This is a genomic window from Cellulomonas sp. CW35 (assembly GCF_052378485.1).
Taxonomy (GTDB): domain Bacteria; phylum Actinomycetota; class Actinomycetes; order Actinomycetales; family Cellulomonadaceae; genus Cellulomonas; species Cellulomonas uda.
Window position 1 is genome coordinate 1,091,375 of the sequence record NZ_CP199000.1, and the last position, 25,500, is coordinate 1,116,874.

Genomic DNA, 25,500 nt, shown 5'->3' on the forward strand with positions numbered 1-25,500 from the left:
CCGCCCGCGACCCCGCGCTTGCTCCGGCTCCGCCCCCGCAATCCCGGAGTGAAGACGGTCTCGTCGACGTCCCGCCCGCGACCCCGTCGTTGCTCCGGCTCGGGGGCCGGATTGCCGGAGGAAGGGCGGGGTCGGCGGGTCGTGGGGGCGGCGGGGTGGGACGGGAGGGGGTGGTGCGGGGTCGTCAGGGGGTGGTGGCGGCGCGGAGGGCCGGGAGGGTGAGCGGGCCGCGGTAGGGCTCGCCGTCGACGAGCAGCGTGGGCGTCCCCGCGACGCCGTGCGACAGACCGTCGAGGTAGTCCGCCTCGACCGCGGGCGCCCAGCGCTGCGCGGCCTGGCCGACGACCTCGTCGGGGTCGATGCCCGCCTCGACGGCGTAGCGCCGCAGGTCCGGGTCGGCGAGGCGGTCCTGGTGCGCGAACGCCGCGTCGTGGAGCTCCCAGAAACGACCGTGCGCACCGAACGCCTCGGCCGCGAGGGCTGCGGTGAGCGCGTGCGGGTGCACCTCGAAGAGCGGGAAGTGCCGCCAGACCAGGCGCACCGCGCCGTCGGACGCGTCGACGAGCGCGCGCAGCACGGGAGCGGCGGCGCGGCAGTGCGGGCACTCGAGGTCCCCGAACTCCACGACCGTCACCCGCGCGTCGGGCGACCCGTACACGTGGCGCACGGATCCGGGGGACGGCGCGGCGGCGTCAGACGGCACGAGGTCAACCTAGGCCCGCCGGCGCCGCACGCGCACCGGGACGGGCACCGCGCGCGCCAGGATCGGACCGCCGCCCTCGGCTCCCGGCAGGGCGCACCGAGCGTGAGGTGGCAGGGTGGGAACGTGACTCGGACGGCTCTGGTGACAGGTGCAGGACGCGGGATCGGGCGGGGCATCGCGCTCGGCCTGGCGGCTGCGGGGTACGACGTGGCGCTCGTCGGGCGCACGCGCGCGCATCTCGACGAGGTGGCGGCCCTCGTCGCGGGACGCAGCCCGCAGGTGCGGGTCGTGGTCGCCGCGGCCGACCTCGTCGACCCGACGCAGGTCGCCGACGCGGTCGCGCGGGTCGAGGACGGTCTGGGCGGGATCGGTCTCGTCGTGAACAACGCGGGCGTGATCGAGCGCGCGGAGACGGACTTCGTCTCGGACGACGTCGAGGACGCGTGGCGCGTGGTCGAGACGAACGTGCGGGGGCCGATGCTCGTCGCGCACGCCGTGCTACCCGCGATGCTCGCGCGCGGTGAGGGACGCCTGCTGCAGGTCAACTCGGGCTCGGGCTACAGCACGGCGGGCGCCTACACGGGCTACGGCATCTCGAAGGGCGCGCTCGCGCGGCTCACCACGCTGCTCGACGCGCAGTACCGCGACCGCGGCATCCGCACGCTCGACCTGGCGCCGGGGGTCGTCGCGACCGACATGACGGCCGCCATGCCCCTGCACGCGGACCGCACGCGGTGGACGTCGCTCGACGACGTGGTTGCGCTGGTGCGGGCGTTCGGCGACGGCGAGCTCGACGCGCTCTCGGGCCGGTTCGTCCGCGCGGGCGCGGACACGGTCGCCTCCCTGCTGGCGGCCGCCGACCGCATCGCGGACACCGACGCGCGCCGCCTGCGCGTGCCCGCCTACGGCCCCGACGACCCGCTGGCCTGACCGGGCAGGCACTCCTGCGCCCCGTCGTCGTCCGCCGCGGCCGTCGTCGCGCCGGGGTCCGCCGGGTCGTGCGCGCCCGGCGCGCGCCAGGGGAGCGGGGGGAGCGCCGGTGGGGGGTCGGACGGCGGGGAGCACAGCGGAAGGCGTTCGCCGAGCCAGCGCAGCAGCACCGAGCCGACGACGGCCGCGACCAGCGAGCCCGCGAGGATGCCGGTCTTCGCCTCGGCGAGCTCCTGCTCGTCGTCGAACGCGAGCTCGGCGATGAACAGCGAGATCGTGAACCCGATGCCGGCCAGCACCGCGCCGCCCATGAGGTGACCCCAGCGCACGCGGCCGGGCAGGTCACCGAGCCCCATGCGGATCGCGAGCGTCGCGGCGCCGGTGATGCCGACCGCGTTGCCGACGACGAGGCCGACCATGATCGCGAGTGTGAGACGCGAGCGCGCCGCGTCGGCGAGCGACTCGGCGTCGAGCCGCACGCCGGCGTTGGCGAGCCCGAACAGCGGGACGACGACGAACGCGCTCCACGGGTGCAGCATGCGCTGCAGCCGGACGCTCGCCGGGACCGCGGCACGCGACGCGAGCTCGGTCAGGTGCTCGCGCTCGGCGGTGGTCTCCTCGACGAGGTCGCGCGCGTAGCCCTTGACGGCCTGGACGTCCTCGCGGCGGGCGGCGGTGGCGGGGACGACGAGCCCGACCGCGACGCCGGCGAGCGTCGCGTGGACGCCGGACGCGTGCACGGCGACCCACAGCGCGACCCCGCACAGCGCGTAGGGGAGCAGCCGCCACACGCGCACCCAGCGCAGGACCAGCATCACGACGACGAGCGCGCCCGCCACGGCCAGCGCCACCAGGTCGACGTCGTCGGTGTAGAACACGGCCATCGCCGTGATGGCTCCGATGTCGTCGACGATCGCGAGCGTCAGCAGGAACAGCCGCAGCCGGTCCGGGCACGCGGGGCCGAACAGCGCGAGCACACCGACGAGGAACGCCGTGTCGGTCGACATCACGACGCCCCACCCGTGCGCCACGTCGGTGCCGGCGGTGAGCGCGAGGTACAGCAGCACGGGGACGACGAGCCCGCCGAGCGCCCCGAGCGCTGGGACGGCGACGGTGCGCCGGTCACGCAGCTCGCCCCGCGTGGCCTCGCGGGCGATCTCGAGACCGACGACGGTGAAGAACACGGCCATCGCGGCGTCGTTCACCCAGGCGTGCAGCGACAGGTCGAGCGACCACGAGCCCAGGTGCAGGCCCGCGGTGGTGTCCCACAGCGCGTCGTACGCGGCCGACCACGGCGAGTTGACCCAGACGAGCGCGACGACGGTCGCGGCGAGCAGCGCGAGAGCCGACGCGGCCTCGGTGCGCAGGAAGTCCAGCACGGACGGTGACAGCGACGGCACGCGCACGCGCAGCGCGGGACCGACGCCGCCGCGCGGCGGTGCGCTGGTCACGCGCGGCCCGGGGTGCGTCGGGCGGTGCAGCGCGGGGCGGTGGCGGCCGCAGTCATAGCGGTGAACGTACGCCAGGGCGCCGACGCGACGCACCTGCCGGGTGCCGGGCGCGGCGGCCCGGCAGGTGCACCGCTCGCTACTTCTCACGCCTGGCGCCGCGCACGTGTGCGCGAAAGGTTCCCGGGACGCAACAGCGCCGCGTCGGGCGACGAAACATCCGATTCCTAGCGTCGGGGACGTCCGAGCCCCACCCGAGCCCCGGAGGCCCCCATGGCGCAGCCGCTCGCGACCGTCGACGAGTCGCCCTCGTCGTCCCCCTCGTCGTCCAGCACGTCGTCCAGCACGTTCGGCACGGCCCCCACGGCCCTCGCGGGCGCACCGCTGATCCACCGCCGCGGCCGGTGGATCGACGGCTGGGACCCGCAGGACGAGGCGCAGTGGAGCGCGGTCGGCCGCGCGATCGCCCGCCGCAACCTCGCGCTGTCGATCTTCGCGGAGTTCCTCGGCTTCGCCGTGTGGGCGCTGTGGAGCATCGTCGTCCCGCAGCTCCCGGCCGCGGGCTTCGACCTGAGCGTGGACCAGATGTTCTGGCTCATCGCGCTGCCCAGCCTCGTCGGCGCGACGCTGCGCATCCCGTACACGTTCGCGGTGCCGCTGTTCGGGGGTCGCAACTGGACCATCGTGTCCGCGTTGCTCCTGCTGATCCCCACGATCAGCCTCGCGGTCGTCGTGCAGGAGCCGGGCACGTCGTTCGGCGTGCTGCTGGGTGTCGCGGCGCTCGCGGGTGTGGGCGGCGGCAACTTCGCGTCGTCGATGGCCAACATCTCGTTCTTCTACCCGGAGAAGGAGAAGGGCCGCGCGCTGGGTCTCAACGCGGCCGGCGGCAACGTGGGCACCGCGGCGGTGCAGCTCGCCGTGCCGCTGGTGATCGGCGCGGGCGCGGCGCTCTCGCTCGAGCGGGCCGGCCTGATGTTCGTGCCGCTCGCGATCCTGGCCGCCGTCCTCGCGTGGCGGTGGATGGACAACCTGTCGCACGCGAAGTCCGACCCGCGCTCGTACGGCGTGGCGGCACGCGCCCGGCACACCTGGGTCATCTCGTTCATCTACATCGGCACGTTCGGCTCGTTCATCGGCTTCTCGGGCGCGTTCCCGACGCTGCTCAAGGGGACGTTCCCTGAGGTCACGGCGACGGTCGCGTTCCTCGGGGCCCTCGTCGGGTCCGTCGCCCGGCCGCTCGGCGGCATCCTGGCGGACCGCCTCGGCGGGGCGCGGGTCACGATCGCCGCGTTCGCGGTGATGGCCGCGGGCGTGGTCAGCGCGATCTTCGCCCTGCGGTCGCACAGCTTCGGCGCGTTCCTCGCGTCGTTCCTGGTGCTGTTCGTCGCGACGGGCGCGGGCAACGGCTCGGTGTACCGCATGATCCCGGCCGTCTTCCGGCACGGTGCGACCGACGCCGAGGACCGGGTCCGGCGGGCGCGCGCGGCGGCGGGGTGCCTCGGCATCGCGGGTGCTGTCGGGGCGTTCGGCGGGTTCCTCATCCCGCGCGGGTTCGCGGTCTCGACGTCGCTCACGGGCAACATCCAGGCGGCGCTGTGGGTGATCGTCAGCCTGTACGCGGTCATGGCGTTCGTGACGTGGGCGGTGTACTCGCGCCGCGGGTCGGCCTTCGGCGACACGGTCATCTGAGCCGCGAGAGCCGATGACGACCACCACCACGCAGGTCCAGGGGAGCACGCCGTCGCTCGAGCAGGTGGCGACGGTGTGCTCCTACTGCGGCGTCGGCTGCGGGATCGTCCTCGACGTCGCGTGCGACGACGAGGGCCGCCGGGTCGCGCGCGGCGCGCGAGGCGACAAGGCGCACCCCGCGAACGCCGGTCGCCTGTGCACCAAGGGCGCGACGAGCGCCGACATGCTGGCCGCGGGCGGTCGCGCGACGCACGCGCTCGTCCGCGCGGAGCGGGGGGCCGAGCCCGAGCGTGCGGACCTCGGCGAGGCGGTCGCGCTCGTCGCGCGTCGGCTGCGCGAGGTGATCGACACGCGCGGACCGGACGCGGTGGCGTTCTACGTGTCGGGGCAGATGAGCCTCGAGGCGCAGTACCTCGCGAACAAGCTCGCGAAGGGGTATGTGCGCACGCAGTGGATCGAGTCGAACTCGCGGCTGTGCATGGCGTCGGCGGGCACGGGGTACAAGCTGTCGCTCGGCTCGGACGGCCCGCCCGGCTCGTACGACGACCTCGACCACGCGGACGTGTTCCTCGTCATCGGCGCGAACATGGCCGACTGCCACCCGATCCTGTTCCTGCGGCTGCTGGACCGTGTCAAGGCGGGCGCCAAGCTCATCGTCGTCGACCCGCGGCGCACCGCGACCGCCGACAAGGCGGACCTGTTCCTGCAGGTCAGGCCCGGGACGGACCTGGCGCTGCTGAACGGGTTGCTGCGGCTCGTCGTCGAGGCGGGCGGTCTCGACGAGCAGTTCGTCGCGGAGCACACCGCCGGCTGGGACGCGGTCGAGGCGATGCTCGAGGACTACCCGGCCGACGAGGTGGAGCGGCTCACGGGCGTGCCGGCGGCGGACCTGCGGGCCGCGGCGGAGCTGATCGCCGGCGCCGGGAGCTGGGTGTCGTGCTGGACGATGGGGCTCAACCAGTCCACGCACGGGACGTGGAACACGAACGCGCTGGTCAACCTGCACCTCGCGACGGGTGCGATCTGCCGGACCGGTTCCGGGCCGTTCTCGCTGACCGGGCAGCCCAACGCGATGGGCGGGCGCGAGATGGGCTACATGGGCCCGGGCCTGCCGGGCCAGCGCTCGGTGCTCGACGCGGCGGACCGCGCGTTCGTCGAGGAGGTGTGGGGGCTCGAGCCGGGCACCATCCGCGCCGAGTCGACCGGCCGCGGCACGGTGGACATGTACGAGCGGATGGCCGCCGGCGAGATCGCGGCGTGCTGGGTCATCTGCACCAACCCCGTGGCGTCGGTCGGCAACCGTCGCACCGTGATCGAGGGGCTCGAGCGTGCCGAGCTCGTCGTCACGCAGGACGCGTTCGCCGACACCGAGACCAACGCGTACGCGGACGTGGTCCTGCCCGGGGCGCTGTGGTCGGAGTCCGACGGCGTGATGATCAGCTCCGAGCGCACCCTGACGCTGGCCCGCGCCGCGCTGCGGCCGCCGGGCGACGCCCTGCCGGACTGGCTGCTGATCGCACGCGTCGCGCAGGCGATGGGCTACGACGGCTTCGACTTCACGACCTCGCAGGAGGTGTTCGACGAGCTGCGCGCGTTCGCCAACCCCCGCACGGGTTACGACCTGCGCGGCGCGACCTACGAACGGCTGCGCGGCGGCCCGGTGCAGTGGCCGGTCGCGCCGGACGGCCCGCGCCGCAACCCGATCCGGTACCTCAACGACGGCGTCAGCCAGCCGGAGCTCGTGCGCGAGGACGGCACGCGACCGCGGCTGCGGTTCGCCACGGCCGACGGCCGCGCGCAGTTCCACGCACGGCCGCACCTGCCCGCCGCGGAGCTGCCCGACGACGACTACCCGTACGTGCTCAACACCGGGCGTGTGCAGCACCAGTGGCACACGCTGACCAAGACCGGCAAGGTCGCCAAGCTCAACCGCCTGGCGCCCGGCCCGTTCGTCGAGATCCATCCCGACGACGCTTCCGCGCTCGGCGTCGTCGACGGCGCGTCCCTCGAGGTCGCGTCGCGGCGGGGGCGCGCGGTGCTGCCCGCCGTGGTGACCGACCGCGTGCGCCCGGGCTCGCTGTTCGCGCCCTTCCACTGGAACGACCTGTTCGGGGAGTACCTGGCCGTGAACGCCGTGACGTCCGACGCCGTCGACCCGCTGTCGTTCCAGCCCGAGCTCAAGGTCTGCGCGGTCGCGGTCACTCCCGTCGCGGGTCCGACCGGTGGCCCCGACCGTGCGGACGGTGCGACCGACGTACGTGAGCACGACGAGACCGCGGGGCACCTCGCGCCGGGACCGGGCACGACGAGCCGCGGCGGGCTGACCCCGGGCGCGGTCGCGATCCGGGCGCTCGGCGCCGCGCTCGGGCTCGACGGCCTCGAGCCGCCGCCGCTCGGGGCCGACGAGCGGCGCTACCTCGCGGGCTTCCTCGCGGGTCTCGGCGGGGGCGCACCCGGCACACCCGTGCTCCCGACGTCCGCACCCCTGGCGCCCGACCAGGCGCTGTGGGTCGACGGCCTGCTCGCCGGCCTGTTCTCCCGCACGCCCGAGCCGCACCCGGCCCGCGCGTCGCGCGCTGCGGGCGAGGCGCCCGGTGTGCGCGCGCGGCAGGTCGTCGTGCTGTGGGCCTCGCAGACCGGGAACGCCGAGGAGCTGGCCGCGCTCGTCACCGAGCGGGTCACGGGTGCGGGGCTCGCGGCGCGGTGCGTCGCGATGGACGACTGCCCGCCCGCCGACCTGCCGACCGACGCGGACCTGGTGCTCGTGACCAGCACGTTCGGCGACGGCGACGCCCCCGACAACGGCACCGCGTTCTGGGAGGCGGTCGCCGCGCCCGACGCCCGGCGGCTCGACGGCACGCGCTTCGCCGTGCTCGCGCTCGGGGACTCGAGCTACGACCGGTTCTGCGGGCACGGGCGCCGCCTCGACCACCGGATCGCGGAGCTCGGCGCCACACGCCTCGTCGAGCGCGGGGAGTGCGAGCCCGGCGAGGACGACCGCGCGCACGCGTGGCTCGACGCGCTGCTCGCCGTCCTCGTCCCCGCGACGGCCGATCCTGCCGCGGGCGGCGCACCCTCGACCGGGATCGCGTCGTCCGCGTCCCTCGTCGTCCCGGCGCCCGGCTCGTCCTCGAGCTCCTCGGCCTCGTCGGCCTCGTCGGCCTCGTCGGCGTCATCGGGCTCGTCGGTCTCGTCGCCGCGCGACCCCGCGGCCGCGACGCGGCAGGACCCCGGCGCGGCGCGGCTCGTCGGGAACCGGCTGCTGTCGCTGCCGGGCTCCGCCAAGGAGGTCCGCGAGATCGTCCTCGACGTGGCCGACAGCCCGCGCGCGGTCACGTACCGGGCGGGCGACGCGCTGGCCGTCCGTCCGACGAACGCGACCGCGCTCGTCGACGAGTGGTTCGCGGTCACCGGGTGGGACCCCGAGCAGCTCGTCGCCGTGGACGGCCGGGCCGTCGCGCTGCGCGCCGCGCTCACCGACGAGCTCGACATCACGCGCGTCTCACGTGACCTGCTCGCCGTGGTCGCGGAGCACGGCGGCAGCCCCGAGCTGCGCCGCATGCTCCGGCCCGACGGCGGGACCGACCTCGCGCGCTGGACCTGGTGCCGCCAGGCGGTCGACGTGGTCGCCGAGCTCGCACCCGACGTCCCCGCGACCGCGCTCGTCGGCGCGCTGCGCCGCCTCGCGCCGCGGCAGTACTCGATCTCCTCGAGCCCGCGCGTCACGCCCCGCACCGTGTCGCTCACGATGTCGGTCGTGCGGTACGCGTCGCCGTCCGGCGCCGCGCGCGGCGGGGTGTGCTCGACGTTCCTCGCCGACGCGCCCACCGGCACCGTCGTGCCCGTGCACGTGCAGGCCAGCGCCCACTTCCACCCGCCCGCCGCGGACGTCCCCGCGATCATGATCGGCCCCGGCACGGGCGTCGCGCCGTTCGTCGGCTTCCTCGCCGACCGCGCGGCCGCCGGTCACACCGGGCGCAACTGGTTGTTCTTCGGCGAGCAGCACGCCGCGACCGACTTCTACTACCGCGACGAGCTGTCCGCGATGCTCGCCGACGGTCGGCTCGACCGCCTCGACACCGCGTTCTCGCGCGACCAGCGCGCCAAGGTCTACGTGCAGGACCGCATGCGCGAGCACGGCGGACGCGTGTGGGAGTGGCTGGAGTCCGGGGCGTCCGTGTTCGTGTGCGGGGACGCGTCGCGCATGGCGAGGGATGTCGACACCGCGCTGCGGGACGTCGTCGTCACGCACGGCGGGCTCACCCGCGACGCGGCCGACGCCTACGTCAAGGACCTCACCACCACGCGGCGGTACGTGCGCGACGTCTACTGACCCCGCGGTCTGCCCCGTGACCCTGCCCGGCGACGCTGCCAGGTCACGCTGTCCGGTCACGCTGCCCGGCGAGCCCGTCCGGTCACACGACCGTGACGTGCACCGAGTCGTACCCCGTCGCGCCGTCCGGCACCACGTCCGCGACCTCGCCCGTCTGCGGGCCCTCCGGGTCGAACGCCCGCACGTGCAGCACGTGCTCGCCCGGCTCCGCGCGCCACGTCCAGCGCCACTGCCGCCACGAGTCGATGCCCCCGTCCGCCGCGAGCGTCGCATCCTGCCACGCACCCTCGTCGGCCCGGACCTGGACCCGCCGCACGCCACGGTGCTGCGCCCACGCCGTCCCGGCGACCACGACGTCACCCGCCGCGACGTCCCCGCCGCCGCGTGGCACCTCGATCCGTGACTGCGTCTTCACCGGGCCGCGCTCCGACCACCCGCGCTGCGTCCAGTACGCCCGCGCGTCGGCGAACCGCGTGACCTCCAGCTCGGTGACCCACTTCGTCGCCGACACGTACCCGTACAGCCCGGGCACGACGAGCCGCACGGGGAACCCGTGCTCGACGGGCAGCGGCGCGCCGTCCATCCCGACCGCGAGCAGCGCGTCCCGGTCGTCGGTCAGCGCCTCGATCGGCGTCGACGCCGTCCAGCCGTCGGCGCTGCGCGAGAGCACCATGTCCGCGTCCGCGTGCGGCACCGCGCGCGCGAGCAGGTCCCGCACCGGGAGCCCGAGCCACCGCTGGTTCCCGACGAGGTCACCCCCCACCGGGTTCGACACGCAGCACAGCGTCACCCACGTCTCCACCAGGTCGGAGGCGAGCAGCTCGTCCCACGTGAGCTCCACCTCGCGCTCGACGAGGCCGTGCACCCGCAGCGTCCAGGTCGCCGGGTCGACCTGCGGCACGACGAGCGCGGTGTCGATCCGGTAGAACGCGTCGGGTGGCGTCCGCCACGGCTCGAGCCCGTCGACCGCGACGTCGACCCCTGCGGGCACCGGTGCCGCCGCGCGGGCCGGCCGCGGGAGCCGGACCGCGTCGCGCGCCGCCGTCACCGCGCGTCCCGCCGCACCCGCGGCCCGGCCGACGACCACCCCGACCGCTCCGAGCGCCGCCGCCACCCCCACGGCCTGCAGGAAGCCCCGCCGGTCCGTCCTCGACCACGCATCGCGCGCGGACGTCCCGACCGTCCCCGGCCCGCCCGCGCTCGCCGTCCCGACCGGGTGCGTGACAGGCGTGCCCCCGCTGCCGGTCGCCGCGACGGAGCTCGACCGGGCGGGCGCCGGCAGGCGGTCGACGAGCACCCGGAGCGTCCAGAGCCCGGCGGCGGTCCCGACGACCGCGGGCGCCGCCGTCCACGCCGACGCCCCCGGCCGACCGAGTGCCGCGGCGGCCGCCACGAGACCGAGCGCGACCACGACCGCGGCGCCCCAGACCCACCGCCGCGCGGCCAGGACCCCGGCGAGCGCGGCGAGCCCCGCGAGCACGAGCACCTCGCCGACGGCGAGCGCAGCCTTGTCGGCGGTGCCGAACGTCTCGGCGGCCAGCTCCTTGAGCCACGTCGGCGTCGCGTCGACGAACGCCGCGCCGACCGCGACGAGCGGATCGCTCGACGCCCCGGTGACGACCGCGACGAGCGCAGCGGCCCCGAGCGTCACGAGCCCCGAGGCGAGCCCGGCCAGCGCCGCGAACCGCGCCCGCGCGCTCCGGCCCCGGCGGTGTCCCGAGCCCTGCTCGTCACCCGTCCCGACCGCCGCCATGCCTCCATGCTGCGGCTTGACCCGGCTCCCGACCAGACCCGGCGCCCGACGAGTACGCCGGTCCCGACGAGAGTCTGTTCGCGACGAGACTCTGTTCCGGGTCTGACTCTGTCGGCGCCTCGTGCGGCCGGTCCGAGCGTCAGAGCGCGGGGGAGCCGAGCGTCGCGGGGACGTGGTCGGTGTGGCCCGCGGTGCGCAGCGCTGTGCGCAGACGCTCGGCGGCGGCGTCGAGCTCCTCGGCGGGCACGTCGCTGCGCGCGTTCGCGAACGTGAGGCTCGACTCGTCCCAAGCGGGCAGCACGTGCAGGTGCAGGTGCGCGACCTCGAAACCGGCGACGAGCAGCGCAGCGCGCGGCGCACCCCACTCGGCCTGCTGCACCGCCCCGATGGTGCGCGCGACGACCGCGAGGTGCGCGACGACGTCGTCCGGCGCCTGCGTGAGCTCGGGGATCTCGGCGCGCGGCACGACGAGGACGTGCCCCGGCGTGATCGGCGCGATGGTCGCGAAGGCGACGCACACCTCGTCGGCCCAGACGAACCGTCCGGGGATCTCGCCGTCGATGATCTTGGTGAACAACGTGGCCATGCGTCCAACCTAGCCGCGCGCCGGGTCTCGTCCGCGCGGCGTGCTCAGGCGCGCCGCAGGGCGTCGCGGATCTTCATGCGGCTCCCGGAGTGCAGGATCGCACCCGAGTAGATGCGGCCTGCGAGCCACACCAGCACCGGCACGAGCGCGATCGACAGCCCGAGCGCGAGGAGCGCCTCCCAGGTCTCCGCGGCGCCGAGCGCGATGCGGATCGGCATGAGCATCGGTGAGCAGAACGGCACGAAGGACAGCCAGGTGGCGAGCGAGTTCGTCGGGTCCCAGGGCAGGATCGAGATGCCGAGGACGTAGGGGACGATCATCAGCGTCGTGACGGGGCCGATGACCGAGCCGACGTCCTCCTGACGCGAGACGAGCGCTCCGAGCGCGCCGAGCACGAGCGCGTACATCGCGAACCCGACCACGAACCACACGAGCGCCCACACCGCGGTCGTGCCGATGTCGAGCGACGAGGCGTCGAGCAGCCCGAGTGCGGTGGCGGTGCCGGCTCCGGCGGCGACGACGAGCGCGACCTGCAGCAGCCCGACGACACCGATGCCGAGCACCTTGCCCGCCATGAGCTGGGCGGGCCGCACGGTCGCGAGCAGGAGCTCGACGACCCGGCTGGACTTCTCCTCGACGACGCCCTGCGCGACGAGCTGGCCGGCCGTCATGAGTGAGATGAACAGCAGGATGCCCGCGATGTAGCCCGCGACGATCTGACCGCCGTCGCGCACCGGCTCCGGGTCCAGGGCGGTGACCTGCGGCTGGGCGTCGGCGATCTGCCCCGCGACCTCGGCGGGCTCGCCGCCCAGGTCGGTGACGGCCGACGCGAGGGCGAGCTGCTGCGCGAACGCCGCGAGCACGGGCTCGAGCACCTGGCCGACCGCGTCGTCGACGGTGACGTCGAGCGTCGGGTCCACCGCGGTCACCACGAGCTCGAGCGAGCCGTCCTGCAGCTGCTCGTCGACGGTCGCGTCGTCGACCTCGTGGGTCTCGACCGTGACCCCCATGCCCTTCGCGGTGGCCTCGAACAGGCTCGCCGCCTGCGCGGCGGACGGCGTGAAGCCGACGTCGGTGGCGTCGGGCTCCTGGCCGCCCACGACGTCGAGCAGGATCCCTCCGAGGACGACCGCGGCGACGAACAGCGCGGTCGTCCAGATGAACGCGCGCGTGCGCACCCGCGTCGTGATCTCCCGAGCCGCGACGAGGCGGATCGCCGCGCTCGTCCCGAGCTCCCCGGTCGCGGCGACCTGGCGCGTGCTGGCTCCCTGCCGTGCGTCGGCGCTCACGCCGTCACCTCCGTGCTCGTCGAACCGGCCGAACCGGTGGTCGAACCGGTCGGCAGTACGGTCGGGGTCGACCCGTCGGGACCGGGCGGGTCGTCGCTGGTCACCACGTGCCGGTACAGCTCGACGAGCGACGGGCGCACGCGGGCGAACTCGCGCACCGGGCCGACGCCCAGGGCCGCGGCGAGGAGCTGCTGGTCGACGTCCTGCAGCTGCGGGTCCGCGACCTCGACGACGCTGCGCGTCCCCGCGGCCCTGACGCTGCGCGTCCCTGCGGCCCCGACGCTGCGCGTCCCTGCGGTCGCGTCGTGTCCCGCGACCGGGCTCGTCGGGCTCCCGGCTCCGGGCGCGAGGTCGGTCTCCTGCGTGGAGACGAGCCGCGCTGCGGGGACCTGAGGGAGCCACAGCCGCGGTGCCGGCCCGTCGACGAGCCAACGCCGCTCGGGCGTCGAGCGGAGCTCGTCGATCCCGCCCACCGCGACCATCGAGCCCGACCGGACGATGCCGACGCGGTCGCACAGCCGCTCGACGAGCTCGAGCTGGTGCGACGAGAACATGACGGGCACACCCGCTGCCGCCTGGTCGTGGAGCACCTGGCTCATGACGTCGACCGCGACCGGGTCGAGCCCCGAGAACGGCTCGTCGAGCACCAGGATGTCGGGGCCGTGGACGAGTGCCGCCGCGAGCTGCACGCGCTGCTGGTTGCCGAGCGACAGCTTGAGCACCTCGTCCCCGCGCCGCGAGTCGATCCCGAGCACGTGCGTCCAGTGCTCCATGGCGCTCACGGCGTCCGACTTGGACATGCCGTGCAGCCGCGCGAGGTACACCAGGTGCTCGCCGACCCGCATCTTGGGGTAGAGCCCCCGCTCCTCGGGCATGTACCCGATGCGCCGGCGCACGGTGAGGTCCAGCGGCCGGCCGTCCCAGCGCACCTCGCCCGAGTCGGCTGCGAGAACGCCCAGGATGATGCGCATCGCCGTGGACTTGCCCGCACCGTTCGACCCGACGAACCCGAAGATCTCGCCGGCGCGCACCGAGAAGGACATGTCGCGCAGTGCTTGTACGGGCCCGTACGCCTTGGACAGGGAGTCGATGGTCAGCTCGGCCATGACCACGATCCCATCAGACGGATCGCCATCTGACCAGCACGATCACGGCGGCGCGCCCAGGTCGCGAGGGGTACGACCCGCGGTCCGCGAGCCAGGGCGCGCGTCGCCGGCCGGTCGCGCTGATCGTCACCTGGTCCTCCCACCCGCCCGCCGTGCCGCTCCCGTCTCCCCGCGCGCTCAAGCCTGACCTCCCGCCTCGCGCTCGCGTGCCAACGCGTCGAGGGCGAGCACGGTGTTCCAGTTGCGGGCGGTCCCGCCCCGGCCCGCGGCCTTCTCGAGGACGGGCAGCGTGAGCCGCGACCGACCGATCCCGTCGGGGTAGTAGGCGTAGAGCTCGGTGCGCGACCAGACCAGCCGCTCGTTCCCGTACCGCGCCGGGTCGAACGCGCTGGCGGTCTCGGCGACCGGGCCGTCCCACGCGACCACGACGAGGTGCGACGGGTCGTCGCGGGCCTCGTCGGAGAACGGGCACGCCTCGACGACCGCGTGCCACGCGCTCGCCGTCCGGGCGACGACCGGGACGTCGAACCCCGCCTCGGCGGTGAGCGCGGCACCGAGGGCGTCCGCGGCAGCGGGCGCGCCGTGCGGCGCGACGACGACCACGTTCCCGGAGTTCACGTACGTCTTCACCTCGGTGTACCCGAGCCCTTCCGCGGCCGCGCGCAGCTGTGCGGACGTGAGCTTGCGTCCACCCACGTTGACCGCGCGCAGCAGGCCGATGACCACAGTCCTGGTCACGGAGTCCACCTCTCTGTCACGGGGTCCACCTCTCTCTTGCTCATGGGCCGCACCGCGGGTCGGGCCCGGGCCCGTTCACCACGCGCCCGGACCGGCCGAGGAACTCGTACCGCGCGGGCACGTCGATCCCGGACGTCGGCCCGGTGTCCTGGTCGTCAGCATCCCGTCCCGGGCGGGGCGGGTCCACCGGCGACAGGCGGCGCACGTCGAGGTCGAGCCGGTGCACCTCGTGGTGGTGGAACCCGCACAGCAGCACGGAGTTCTCCAGGTCCGAGGGGCCGCCGTCGCGGTGCCACCACCGGATGTGGTGGACCTGGCTGTACCGCGCGGGCGTCGAGCACCCGTTCCAGGCGCACAGCCTGTCCCGAGCGACCACCGCGAGGCGTTGGGCGGGCGTGAACATGCGTCGACTCCTTCCGACGTCGAGGGGAAGACCAGATGCGCTCATGACCACGCGCGCCATCGCGCAGTCGCACAGCGCCGCCGCGAGCTCGGTACGCGTCAGCACGACCCCGTCGTCGCTGACCGCCGGCCGCACCCGCGGCACCGCCCGCGACGTGACCTGCGACGAGACCTGCGACGTGACCTGCGACGTGACCTCGGACGAGTCCGGTGGTGGTGCATCTCGCGGTGCTGCATCTCCCGGTGGTGCACCTCGCGCCGCCGGGAGCCCGTCACCGGCCGAGCGGCTCGACCGGGCCCGCTCGCGGACCTCGAGCCAGGCCTCGGCGGGCACGAGCAGGCTCACGTGCGCGGCAGGCGCCCGCGCCGCGCCGTCGGGCAGCTGACCGTCGTCGGCATGCAGCGCGACGTCCGGCGGACCGGCCGGGGCCGATGCCCCCGTGGCGCTCGGAGGGTGCGTGCGCTGCCCACCCGTCAGTGCGTGGTGCGCGAGGGCTGTCAGCGCGTCGGCGCGCGCCTGCTCGCCCGTGCGGTCGTCGTCGGCGCGGTGCCCTGTGGCGTCCAGGGCGCGGGCAAGAGCGTGACCGGACAGCGGGTCGAGCCGACCACGCAGGTAGGTCCCGTCCGCGCCGTGCGTGAGCGTGAGGAACCGGGCCCGGCGCGCGGCCTCGCGGGCGTCGCTGACCACGTCCGGCTCGTGCTGGGCGACGAGCGCGCCGACCGACCGCGCGAACTCGCGTGCGTCGGTCTGCCGTGCGAGCTCGACGAGCTCGCGCTGCGTCTCGGGCCGCGCAAGGACGTCGACCGCGCGCGGGCCCACCGTCGTGAGCGTGCGGCCGAGGACGTCGAGGTGGCCGACGGGCACGACGTGCTCCGCCACGGCCCGTCCGACGTGGGGGAGCGCAGCCATGGCGTGCGCCGCACCCAGCTCGCGCGCGACCGCCGCCCGGCTGGCCCCGGACTGCCGCGCCCGGGTGTCGACGAACCCGCGCTCGTTCGCCACCTCGGCGGCCGCGGCGTGCTGCGCGACGAGCAGCGGCGCGCGCACCGCCGTGACGACGGCGGCGAGCCCGTCGAGCACACGGATCGCCCGCGCGCGCGTCGCGGCGTCCCACGTCCCGGGCTCGCTGGACCCCGCCAGCGACCGCAGCGAACCGTGCGCGCGCTCCAGCAGCGCCAGAGCGCTCTGGCTCCCAGGCGCCCCCGGCGCCCGCGCGGCGCCTCCGGTCACGACATCGGCCTCGAACATGTGTTCGATCCTACGCGATCCGGACATCGGCGCGCCAGGGGTCGGCGCACCCCGTGCGGGGCTCACATCGACGAGGCGCCCGGTGTGCGAGAAAGGTTGCGACCGGGAAACGCGAGCGCACGCGTGCCCGAAACACGCGGTTCGTAGCGTCGGCGGTGTTCTCGTCACCCGTCGGACGGAGCCCCCCGTGAACAAGCACCTCGTCGTCGTCGGCGGCGGCATGGTGGCGCAGCGCCTCGTCGAGGCCATGCGTGACCGCGACACCGCCGGCTCGTGGCGCATCACCGTGCTGGCCGAGGAGCCGCGTCGTCCGTACGACCGCGTCGCCCTCACCAGCTACTTCTCCGGCCGCGACGCGGACGACCTCGCGCTCGGCGACCCGGCGCTGTGGGACGACCCGCTCGTCACGCTGCGCAGGGACGACAAGGTGGTGGCGGTCGACCGGTCGGCGCGCACGGTCACCACCGCGCGCGGCCGCACGGAGCGCTACGACCACCTGGTGCTCGCGACGGGCTCGTCGGCGTGGGTCCCGCCGATGGAGGGTGCGGACCTGGAGGGCGTGTTCGTCTACCGCACGGTGGACGACGTCGCGGCGCTGCGCGGGTACGTCGAGCGGCTGCGGGAGAGCGGACGCGTGGTGCGTGGCGCGGTGCTCGGCGGTGGTCTGCTGGGCCTGGAGGCCGCGGGCGCGCTGCAGGCGCTGGGCGCGCAGGCGACGGTGATCCAGGTGGGCACGCACCTGATGTCGACGCAGGTCGACCTGGGCGGCGGTGAGGCGCTGCGGCGCCTGATCAACGGCCTGGGCGTGGGTGTACGGCTGAACGCGATGACCACGCGGATCCGCCCGCACCGCCGCGGGGGTGTGGGCCGGCTCGACCTCGCGGACGGGGGCCGCGTGGACGCGGACGTCGTCGTGGTCGCGGCGGGCGTGCGGCCGCGTGACGAGCTCGCGCGCAGCAGCGGTCTGACGGTCGGGGAGCGCGGGGGTGTCGTCGTCGACGACACGTGCCTGACCGACGACCCGCACGTCTCGGCGGTCGGCGAGGTCGCCTGCATCCGGGGCGCGTGCGTCGGGCTCGTCGCGCCGGGCTACGCGATGGCGGAGGTCACGGTGGACCGCCTGCTGGGCGGGGCGGCGCAGTTCCCGGGCGCGGACACGGCGACGAAGCTCAAGCTCGCGGGGGTGGACGTCGCGAGCTTCGGCGACGCGTTCGGCACGACGCCGGGCGCACTCGAGGTCGTGTGGGCGGACCCGGTCGCGGGCGTCTACAAGAAGCTCGTGCTGTCCGACGACGCGCGCACGCTGCTCGGGGGCGTCCTCGTCGGTGACGCGTCCGCGTACGCGAGCCTGCGGCCGATGCTGGGCCGTGAGCTACCCGGCGACCCGGGCGCGTACCTGCTCCCGGAGGGCGGGGCGGGTGCGCCCGACCTCGAGCTGCCCGACGACGCGGGCGTCTGCTCGTGCAACAACGTCACCGCAGGCGCGGTCCGGGCGGCGGTCACGGAGCACGGCTGCACCGACGTGGGCGCGGTCAAGGCGTGCACGCGGGCGGGCACGTCCTGCGGCTCGTGCCTGCCGTTGGTCAAGAAGCTCGTGGGGACGGAGCTCGCGAAGCAGGGGATCACGGTGTCGTCGGCGCTGTGCGAGCACTTCGCGCTGTCCCGCGCGCAGCTCTACGACGCGGTGCGCGTCTCGGGCGTCGCGTCGTTCACCGACGTCATCGCGCGGTTCGGCACGGACGCGGCGGGCCGCGGGTGCGACATCTGCAAGCCGGCGGTGGCGTCGATCCTCGCGACGACGGCCCCGGCGCACGTGCTCGAGGGTGAGCGCGCGGCGCTGCAGGACACGAACGACCACGTGATGGCCAACCTGCAGAAGGACGGCTCGTACTCCGTGGTGCCGCGCATCCCGGGCGGTGAGGTCACGCCCGAGGGGCTGATCGCGATCGGCGAGGTCGCCAAGGACTTCGGCCTGTACACGAAGATCACGGGCGGTCAGCGCATCGACCTGTTCGGCGCGCGCATCGACCAGCTCCCGGCCGTCTGGCAGCGGCTGGTCGACGCGGGGTTCGAGTCGGGGCACGCGTACGGCAAGTCGTTGCGCACGGTGAAGTCGTGCGTCGGGTCGACGTGGTGCCGGTTCGGGGTGCAGGACTCGGTGGCGCTCGCGGTGCTGCTGGAGCTGCGGTACCGCGGCCTGCGCAGCCCGCACAAGATCAAGCTGGGCGTCTCGGGGTGCGCGCGCGAGTGTGCGGAGGCGCGCGGCAAGGACGTCGGGGTGATCGCGACGGACAAGGGCTGGAACGTCTACGTGGGCGGCAACGGCGGGTTCACGCCGCGTCACGCACGGCTGCTCGCGGAGGACCTCGACACCGAGACGCTCATCCGGACGATCGACCGGTTCCTCCTGTACTACGTCCGCACGGCGGACCGCCTGCAGCGCACGGCACCGTGGGTCGACGAGGTCGAGGGTGGCCTCGAGGGCGTGCGCGCGGTCGTCATGGACGACTCGCTGGGGATCTGCGCGGACCTGGACGAGCAGATGGCGCGGCACGTCGAGGACTACACCGACGAGTGGCGCGCCACGCTCGAGGACCCCGAGAAACTGCGGCGGTTCGCGTCGTTCGTGAACGCCCCCGAGGTGCCCGACCCGTCGCTCGCCTACGTCCCCGAGCGGGGCCAGGCCCGACCCGCCACGCCCGACGAGCGTGCCGCCGCCGAGCGCGGCGAGCCGGTCCTCGTCGCCGGCACGACCCTGGAGGTACGCGCATGACCGTCCTCGACATCCCCCAGCACACCCGGCGGACCGAGCCCGCGGGTGGGTGGGTCGCCGTCTGCCGGCTGGCGGACCTGACCCCGGAGCGCGGCGCGGCCGCGTTGGTCGGCGGTGCGCAGGTCGCGCTGTTCCGGCTCGTCGACGACACGGTGCACGCCGTGCAGCAGCAGGACCCGTTCTGCGGTGCGTACGTGCTGTCGCGCGGCATCGTCGGGACGCGTCACGTCGGCGACGAGGTGGTGCCCACCGTCGCGTCGCCGATGCACAAGCAGGTTTTCGACCTGCGCACGGGCGTGTGCCTCGACGCGGTCGGCAGGTCGCCGGTGGCGGGGATGCCGGCGGACCTGCGCACGTGGCGCGTGCGCGTGGTGGACGGCGTGGTCGAGCTCGCGGCCCCGTCGGCGGACGTCGCGGGGAGTGCCGGATGACGACGATGCTCGGGGTGGACCTGACGGGCCGGCGCGTGCTCGTGGTCGGCGGTGGCCCGGTCGCGGCGCGGCGGGTGCCGGCGCTGGTGGCCGACGGCGCGCGCGTCGTCGTCGTCGCGCCCGCGTTGTGCGAGCCGCTGCGGGACGCGCATCGCTGGGGTCAGCTCGAGTGGCGCGCGCGCGAGGTCGTCGAGAGCGACCTCGACGGCGTGTGGCTCGTGCACACGGCGACGGGGGACCGCCGGTGCGACGACGACGTGGCGCGCTGGGCCGCGGACCGCCGGGTGTTCTGCGTGCACGCCGCACGGGCCGCGGGTGGCACGGCACGGACGCCGGCGACGACGAGCCTCGGCGACGTGCTCGTCGGCGTCGTCTCGACCGGCGCGCCCGACCCGGGCCGCACGGCGGTGGTGCGCGACGCGCTCGCGGAGCGGGTGCGCGACGTGCTGGCCGAGCACCTGCGGGAGGGGCGTGCGGACGTGCGCGCGCGGCGCCGCGGCGGCGCGGGGCGGGTCGTGCTCGTCGGCGGCGGTCCCGGTGACGTGGGGCTGCTGACGCTCGCGGGCCGGCGGGCGCTCGCGGAGGCGGACGTGGTGGTGACCGACCGGCTCGGCCCGGTCGAGGTGCTCGACGAGCTCGCGCCCGACGTCGAGGTCGTCGACGTCGGGAAGACGCCCGGCCATCACCCGGTGCCGCAGCACGAGATCGGCAGGATCCTCGTCGAGCACGCGCAGCGCGGGCGCGTCGTCGTGCGGCTCAAGGGCGGTGACCCGTTCGTGTACGGGCGCGGCGGCGAGGAGGTCCTCGCGTGCCGTGAGGCCGGGGTCCCGGTGACGGTGATCCCGGGCGTGAGCTCCGCGCTCGCCGCGCCGGCCGCGGCGGGCATCCCGCTCACGCACCGCGGCACGGTCGGGGCGCTGCACGTGATGAACGGCCACGACGGCTGGTCGTCGGCCGCGCTCGTCGGGCTGCGTGACGCGACGTGCACGGTCGTCGTGCTCATGGGCGTGGCGGCGCTGGGCGAGCTCGCGTCGGGCGCGCTCGCCGCGGGTGTGCCGCCGACGACGCCCGCCGCGCTGGTCGAGCGTGCGACCACCCCGACGCAGCGGGTCACGCGCGCCACGCTCGGGACGCTCGAGGCGACGGCGCTCGCGGCGGGCGTGCGCGCACCCGCGGTGCTCGTGCTGGGCGAGGTCGCGGCGCCGGGTCTGCTCGACCCGCGAGGCGCGGACGCGTGCGAGACGACGGACCTCACAGACCGCACAATGGCGTGGTGAGCATCGCGCCGAGCACGACCCACGAGGGGATCGACCAGACCCTGGCGGGGTGCGTCGTGCTCATCACCGCCGACCGACGCTCCGCCGAGCTGACCGCCGCCCTCACGCGTCGTGGCGCCGCGGTGCGGCACGCCGCGGCGCTGGGGATGGTCCCGCACATCGACGACGCGGCGCTCATCGCCGCGACGCGCGACCTCGTCGCGGACCCGCCGGACACGGTCGTCGTGACCACCGGGATCGGGTTCCGCGGGTGGGTCGAGGCCGCGGACGCCGCCGGGATCGCCGACGACCTGCTCGCAGCGCTGCGGGACGCCCGGATCGTCGCACGCGGCCCGAAGGCGCGCGGCGCGATCCAGGCGGCCGGGCTGACGCCCGACTGGGTCGCGGAGTCCGAGACGAGCGCCGAGGTGGCGCAGGTCCTGCTCGACGAGGGCGTCCACGGTCGCGACATCGTGGTCCAGCACCACGGCGCGGGGTCCGACGGCCTCGACGACGCGTTCCGGCTCGCGGGCGCGCGCGTCCGCAGCCTCGTCGTGTACCGCTGGGGGCCGCCGCCCGACCCGGCCGCCGTCGCGGCGTCGGTGTGCGCCGTGGCCGGGGGTGAGGTCGACGCGGTCGCGTTCACGTCCGCACCGGGTGCGGCGGCCTGGCTCGACGCCGCCGACGCGCAGGGGGTGACCGACCTCGTCGTCGAGCGCTGCCGCGAGGGGTCGGTCGTCATGGCGGCCGTCGGACCCGTGACGGCGGCGCCGCTCGTCGCGCGCGGCATCGAGCCGCTCGTGCCCGACCGCGGCCGGCTCGGGTCGCTCGTGCGGCTGATCGTCAACCACTACGGCGGTCTCGAGGCGCTCGAGACCGCAGCAGGTCCGCTGCGCGTCTACCGCGGTGCGGCCGTCCTCGACGGCCGGGTGCTGCCGCTGACACCGACGGGTCTGGAGATCCTGCGGCTGCTGGCCCACGCCCGCGGGTCCGTCGTGCCGCGCGACCAGGTCCTCGCGGCGCTGCCCGGCGACTCGCGCGACCCGCACGCCGCCGAGGTCGCGATCGCCCGGCTGCGGGAGGCGACGGGCTCGCGCGGGCTCATCCGCACGGTCGTCAAGCGCGGGTACCGGCTCGAGCTGGCGCTGTCGTGACCCCGGAGACCGCCGCGGTGCGCGCGGCGCGCGACGCGAGCGCCCCGCGACGCCCGACGAAGCCGCTCGTCCTGGTCGGCTGCTCGCACGGCACCGACGACCACGACGGCCGTGCCGCGATCCGGTCGATCCTCGCGGGGGTCGCCGCGCTGCGCAGCGACCTCGACGTGCGCGAGGCGTTCGTCGACGTGCAGTCGCCCGAGGTCGCCGATGTCGTGGCCGACGCGGTCGCGGGTGGCGCGCAGGCCGTCGTCGTCCCGCTGCTGCTCTCGGTGGGCTTCCACGTCAAGGTCGACGTCCAGGCGGCGGTCGACGTGCCGGACGCGTGCGCGGCCGCGCCGCTCGGGCCGGACGCCACGCTCGTGGAGATCCTGGTCGACCGTCTCGAGGAGGCGGGTCTGGGGCCCGACGACGCGGTCGTGCTCGCTGCGGCGGGCTCGACGGACCCGGCCGCGGCGCTGGCGGTCCGGGCGACCGCCGACCGGCTCGCGGCTGCCCTGGGCCGGCACGTCGGGCCGCCCGACGAGCGCGGGGGAGGGCTGGTCGTCGGGTACGGCGCGGGTGCGAGCCCACGCGTGCCCGAGGCGGTCGAGATCGTCCGCGCGGCGTCGGACCGGCGGGTCGTCGTCGCGTCGTACCTGCTCGCGCCCGGGTTCTTCCTGGACCGGGTGCGCGAGGCGGGTGCGGACGTGGTCGCGGCGCCCCTCGCGCCCGACCCGCGCCTGGCGCATCTGGCCCTGCGCCGGTTCGAGGAGGCGCTGGCGGCGGGTTGAGCCGTCGACGGGTCCCGGGCGCGGTCGGCCCGGCACCCCCTGGCACGACGACGCGCCCCCGGCGAGCCGCGGCTCCCCGGGGGCGCGTCCGCGCGACGCCGTCAGGCGGTGCGACGCCGCACGACCGTGCCGATCACGCCGGCCGCGGCGAACAGCGCGAGCGCGGCGACACCCTTGCCGACGTTCGTCGCGTTGCCGCCGTCGACCCCGGCGATCTCGAGCGAGTAGGCCGTGGTCCCCGTCGCCCCCTCGGGTGCACCGAACGCCATGCCCTCGGTCGCGGCGCGCTCGGCGCCCGCGGCGAGGACCGCGTACCCCGTGCCGAACCGGGCTGCGGTGCCCGCGCCCGACTCGACGAGCTGCGACGTGCCCTCGTCGGACAGGCGCTGGGTGCCGTCGACGAGCTGCGGGGCGCCGTCGGCGGCGCTGCCGAGACCGTCCGCGAGCTGCTGCGACCCGTCGGCGGCGTCCCGCAGGCCGGCCGCGAGGTCGCGCGAGCCGGCCGCGGCCGTCCCGATGCCGACCGCCAGGTCGCTCGAACCCTCGGCCGCGGTCCCGATGCCCGCCGTCAGCCGGCTCGAGCCGGCCGCCGCGGAGCGCAGGCCGTCGAGCAGACGCTGGGAGCCGGTGCCCGCGGTGGCGAGCCCGGTCGACAGGGTCCGGGAGCCGGTCGCGGCGGTGTCGAGCCCCTCGGCGAGGCGGCCCGCCCCGGTCGCGGCGCCCGCGATGCCCGTGGACAGCGTGCGGGACCCGCGCGCGGCGCTGGTGATGCCGGCGGACAGCTCACCCGCGCCGGTGCTGAGCTGCGACGCGCCCGCACCGAGCTCGCCGAGCCCGGTGACGAGTCCGTCGCCGCCGTCCTGGAGCAGGCCGACGCCGGCCTGCAGGCCGTTCACGCCGCCGCGCAGCGTCTCGTCGTCCGGCGTGTCCGTCGCGGTGCCCACGCCGCCCTGGACCCGCGCGACCACACCGTCGGTGAGCGTCGTGAGTCCCGCGTCGACACCGGCGAGGCCCTCGAGCAGGCCGGGGCGGGCCGGGTCGCACACGCCCGGGAGGGACGCGGCGGACAGCCCGCACTGCACGAGCGCGAGCGTCGAGGACGCCGTGCCGAGCTGGGTCGCCGAGCCGGTCATGCCGGTCTCGAGCTGGCCCAGACCGTCGGCGATGCCTCCGAGGAGCGCCGTGTACGACGCCTGCGCGCCGGCGGGCAGCATCGCCGTGAAGGCCTCGAGCCCCGTCGCCGGGTCGGTCACCGCGGCCTCGAGGTCCTGGATCGACCCGACGGTGCCCGTGGCCGTGCTGGACGCCGCCGCGAGCTGCGTGCGCAGGGCGTTGACGGCGTACATCAGGCTCGGTCGCTGACCCGCCGCCGGGGGTGCCGTGGTGCCGATCCCCGCGCGCATCGACGTCACCGCGTCGTGCAGCGGCTGCGCCTGGGCGGGCAGCGTGCCGATCTGCGTGGCGAGCGTCTCGAGGCCCGCCTCGACCTTCGCCAGGCCGTCGTCGACCTGCGTGAGGCCGGCGACGAGCGCGGGCGCCTTGGTGAGCGCCGTGGCGAGGCCCGCGTCGAGCGCGGCGGCACCGGCCGCGACGCGCTTGGCGCCCGGCGCGGCCGAGTCGTTGAGCCCGGCCGCCAGCGCCGCGGCACCCGGCGCCGCGGAGTCGGTCAGACCCTCCGCGAGCTCGGCGGCACCGGGCGCGAGCTGGTCGTTCAGGCCCGCGGCGAGCTGCGCGGCTCCCGGGGCGAGCTGGTCCGCGAGCCCCTCGTGGAGGTCGGACATGCCCGGCACGAGCCGTCCGCCGAGCCCCGAGCTGAGGTCCTTGGCCCCCGGCAGGATCTGGTCGTTGAGGCCGTCGGCCAGCGTGCGCGCGCCGGGCGCCGCCGAGCCGGTCAGGCCCGTCGCGAGCTGCTCGGCGCCGGGTGCGGCCTGGCCGACCAGCCCGTCGCGCAGCGCGCCCGCACCGTCGCGCAGCTGGACGATCCCGGCGAGCAGCTCCGCCGCGCCGTCGTGCAGGCGCTGCAGGTTGTCGTCGATCTGGATCGCGCCGGACGTGAGGTCGACGCCGGACTGCGCGCCCGACGCGTAGCTCTCCGAGCCACCCTTGAACGAGGGGTAGTCGAGCGGCGAGACGGGCATCGACGTGAGCGTCGCCGCGGGGACGACCCCGCGCGAGATGCGCGCGCTGTACCCGAACTCGGCCGTCGGCGAGCCGATCGGCGGGAACAGCGTCATCTGGAACTGCAGGCGCGTGCCGCCGCGCCCGTCGCCCGCGATCCCGGCCTCGGCGGACTCGACCGCCGTGAAGGACGGGGGCAGCACGGTGACGAGCTGGCCGATCATCGGCACGACGGTCGTCGCGGTCGTCGTCGCGGTGCCGCCGCGCCCGTCGTCGTACGTCACCTCGTCCTCGCGCGTCGTGAGGTTGGTGACCGTGTAGCGGACCTCGAGCAGGCCCGAGCGTCCGACGACGTCGCCCGGCGTGACCTTCTCGCCGTCGAGCGTGTAGTGCACCTCGACGCGGATCGGCAGGTCCGCGTCGTAGTCGCTCACGGTGCGCAGCCGGCGCTCGCCGTCGACGTCCACGTCGACGACCATGCGACCGTCGGAGACGGAGTACGACGAGAAGCCGTCGAGGTTGCGCAGGCCGCTCGCCGAGACGGGGTTGGCGATGTGCGCGGTGCCGCGCCCGCTGAGCGCGAGCTGCTCGTACACGCGGGCCTCGCGCAGCGCGCCGGTCGCGTCGAGCTTCGCCTGCACGGTCTCGGTGTTCGCGACGACGACGTCGCCGGTGTCGTCGGCGGCCGCGGCCGCGGTGCCGCACAGCAGCAGGGGCAGGGTCAGGGGAACCGCCGCCAGTGCGACGACGGGACGGGGACGACGCACGG

17 protein-coding genes are annotated in these 25,500 nt (G+C 75.6%); 8 read left to right on the plus strand and 9 right to left on the minus strand.

Annotation, left to right across the window (positions count from 1 at the left end; all coding sequences use genetic code 11):
• Positions 1-184 precede the first annotated feature (184 nt).
• Positions 185-703, minus strand: coding sequence for a DsbA family protein (locus tag ACT17Q_RS05170; protein WP_444665018.1), 519 nt, complete (start codon positions 701-703; stop codon positions 185-187).
• A 123-nt stretch (positions 704-826) separates the two neighbouring features.
• Between ACT17Q_RS05170 and ACT17Q_RS05175 the strand changes: the two genes are divergently transcribed.
• Entirely contained in the window at positions 827-1,633 is an 807-nt protein-coding gene (locus ACT17Q_RS05175; RefSeq protein ID WP_444665019.1) for an SDR family NAD(P)-dependent oxidoreductase, read from the plus strand.
• Here the strand turns inward: ACT17Q_RS05175 and nhaA are convergent.
• Entirely contained in the window at positions 1,606-3,084 is a 1,479-nt protein-coding gene (gene nhaA / locus ACT17Q_RS05180) for a Na+/H+ antiporter NhaA (protein ID WP_444665020.1), read from the minus strand. The two genes, ACT17Q_RS05175 and nhaA, sit on opposite strands and share 28 nt — an antisense overlap.
• 270 nt (positions 3,085-3,354) lie before the next feature.
• Between nhaA and ACT17Q_RS05185 the strand changes: the two genes are divergently transcribed.
• Positions 3,355-4,770 (plus strand): MFS transporter, encoded by a 1,416-nt coding sequence (locus tag ACT17Q_RS05185; RefSeq protein WP_444665021.1) that lies wholly within the window; start codon positions 3,355-3,357, stop codon positions 4,768-4,770.
• A gap of 13 nt (positions 4,771-4,783) precedes the next feature.
• A complete protein-coding gene (locus tag ACT17Q_RS05190; RefSeq protein WP_444665022.1) occupies positions 4,784-9,103 on the plus strand; it encodes a molybdopterin-dependent oxidoreductase in 4,320 nt (1,439 codons plus the stop codon).
• Positions 9,104-9,185: 82 nt separating this feature from the next.
• On the opposite strand, the gene ACT17Q_RS05195 is transcribed toward ACT17Q_RS05190, so the two are convergent.
• From ACT17Q_RS05195 to ACT17Q_RS05220, 6 genes are all read right to left on the minus strand, one after another.
• A complete protein-coding gene (locus ACT17Q_RS05195) occupies positions 9,186-10,856 on the minus strand; it encodes a molybdopterin-dependent oxidoreductase (protein WP_444665023.1) in 1,671 nt (556 codons plus the stop codon).
• A 139-nt stretch (positions 10,857-10,995) separates the two neighbouring features.
• Positions 10,996-11,442, minus strand: a complete 447-nt coding sequence (locus tag ACT17Q_RS05200; RefSeq protein ID WP_444665024.1) for an HIT family protein — start codon at positions 11,440-11,442, stop codon at positions 10,996-10,998.
• A 44-nt stretch (positions 11,443-11,486) separates the two neighbouring features.
• Entirely contained in the window at positions 11,487-12,731 is a 1,245-nt protein-coding gene (locus ACT17Q_RS05205; RefSeq protein WP_444665025.1) for an ABC transporter permease, read from the minus strand.
• A complete protein-coding gene (locus ACT17Q_RS05210) occupies positions 12,728-13,837 on the minus strand; it encodes an ABC transporter ATP-binding protein (protein WP_444665026.1) in 1,110 nt (369 codons plus the stop codon). Before ACT17Q_RS05210 ends, ACT17Q_RS05205 begins: the two co-directional genes overlap by 4 nt.
• A 177-nt stretch (positions 13,838-14,014) precedes the next feature.
• Positions 14,015-14,575 (minus strand): DUF1697 domain-containing protein, encoded by a 561-nt coding sequence (locus ACT17Q_RS05215; RefSeq protein ID WP_094182266.1) that lies wholly within the window; start codon positions 14,573-14,575, stop codon positions 14,015-14,017.
• A 40-nt stretch (positions 14,576-14,615) separates the two neighbouring features.
• Complete coding sequence (locus ACT17Q_RS05220; protein WP_268535008.1) at positions 14,616-16,226, minus strand: HNH endonuclease signature motif containing protein; 1,611 nt, start codon at positions 16,224-16,226, stop codon at positions 14,616-14,618.
• Positions 16,227-16,446: 220 nt separating this feature from the next.
• Between ACT17Q_RS05220 and nirB the strand changes: the two genes are divergently transcribed.
• Genes nirB through ACT17Q_RS05245 form a run of 5 tightly spaced genes read left to right on the plus strand, consistent with a single transcriptional unit; the run spans position 16,447 to position 22,613 of the window.
• Positions 16,447-18,999 (plus strand): nitrite reductase large subunit NirB, encoded by a 2,553-nt coding sequence (nirB, locus tag ACT17Q_RS05225; protein WP_444665363.1) that lies wholly within the window; start codon positions 16,447-16,449, stop codon positions 18,997-18,999.
• Positions 18,996-19,430 carry a nitrite reductase small subunit NirD gene (gene nirD, locus ACT17Q_RS05230; RefSeq protein WP_094180551.1) on the plus strand — a complete coding sequence of 145 codons (435 nt, stop codon included), beginning with the start codon at positions 18,996-18,998 and terminating at the stop codon, positions 19,428-19,430. Before nirB ends, nirD begins: the two co-directional genes overlap by 4 nt.
• Complete coding sequence (cobA, locus tag ACT17Q_RS05235) at positions 19,427-20,707, plus strand: uroporphyrinogen-III C-methyltransferase (RefSeq protein WP_094180550.1); 1,281 nt, start codon at positions 19,427-19,429, stop codon at positions 20,705-20,707. The genes nirD and cobA overlap by 4 nt, the downstream gene beginning before the upstream one ends.
• A complete protein-coding gene (locus ACT17Q_RS05240) occupies positions 20,704-21,840 on the plus strand; it encodes a uroporphyrinogen-III synthase (protein ID WP_232514718.1) in 1,137 nt (378 codons plus the stop codon). The genes cobA and ACT17Q_RS05240 overlap by 4 nt, the downstream gene beginning before the upstream one ends.
• A 17-nt stretch (positions 21,841-21,857) precedes the next feature.
• Positions 21,858-22,613, plus strand: a complete 756-nt coding sequence (locus ACT17Q_RS05245) for a sirohydrochlorin chelatase (RefSeq protein ID WP_094182264.1) — start codon at positions 21,858-21,860, stop codon at positions 22,611-22,613.
• A 101-nt stretch (positions 22,614-22,714) separates the two neighbouring features.
• Here the strand turns inward: ACT17Q_RS05245 and ACT17Q_RS05250 are convergent, their stop codons facing one another.
• On the minus strand, positions 22,715-25,498 hold the full coding sequence (locus ACT17Q_RS05250; protein ID WP_444665027.1) for a hypothetical protein: 2,784 nt from the start codon (positions 25,496-25,498) through the stop codon (positions 22,715-22,717).
• Positions 25,499-25,500: the final 2 nt, after the last annotated feature.

What these genes read in the sequence shown, in the direction of transcription:
- ACT17Q_RS05185 (WP_444665021.1), top strand. Translation starts at nt 3,355, where the DNA reads ATGGCGCAGCCGCTCGCGACCGTCGACGAGTCGCCCTCGTCGTCCCCC.
- ACT17Q_RS05190 (WP_444665022.1), top strand. Translation starts at nt 4,784, where the DNA reads ATGACGACCACCACCACGCAGGTCCAGGGGAGCACGCCGTCGCTCGAG.
- ACT17Q_RS05195 (WP_444665023.1), bottom strand. Translation starts at nt 10,856, where the DNA reads ATGGCGGCGGTCGGGACGGGTGACGAGCAGGGCTCGGGACACCGCCGG.
- ACT17Q_RS05200 (WP_444665024.1), bottom strand. Translation starts at nt 11,442, where the DNA reads ATGGCCACGTTGTTCACCAAGATCATCGACGGCGAGATCCCCGGACGG.
- ACT17Q_RS05210 (WP_444665026.1), bottom strand. Translation starts at nt 13,837, where the DNA reads ATGGCCGAGCTGACCATCGACTCCCTGTCCAAGGCGTACGGGCCCGTA.
- ACT17Q_RS05220 (WP_268535008.1), bottom strand. Translation starts at nt 16,226, where the DNA reads ATGTTCGAGGCCGATGTCGTGACCGGAGGCGCCGCGCGGGCGCCGGGG.
- nirB (WP_444665363.1), top strand. Translation starts at nt 16,447, where the DNA reads ATGGTGGCGCAGCGCCTCGTCGAGGCCATGCGTGACCGCGACACCGCC.
- nirD (WP_094180551.1), top strand. Translation starts at nt 18,996, where the DNA reads ATGACCGTCCTCGACATCCCCCAGCACACCCGGCGGACCGAGCCCGCG.
- cobA (WP_094180550.1), top strand. Translation starts at nt 19,427, where the DNA reads ATGACGACGATGCTCGGGGTGGACCTGACGGGCCGGCGCGTGCTCGTG.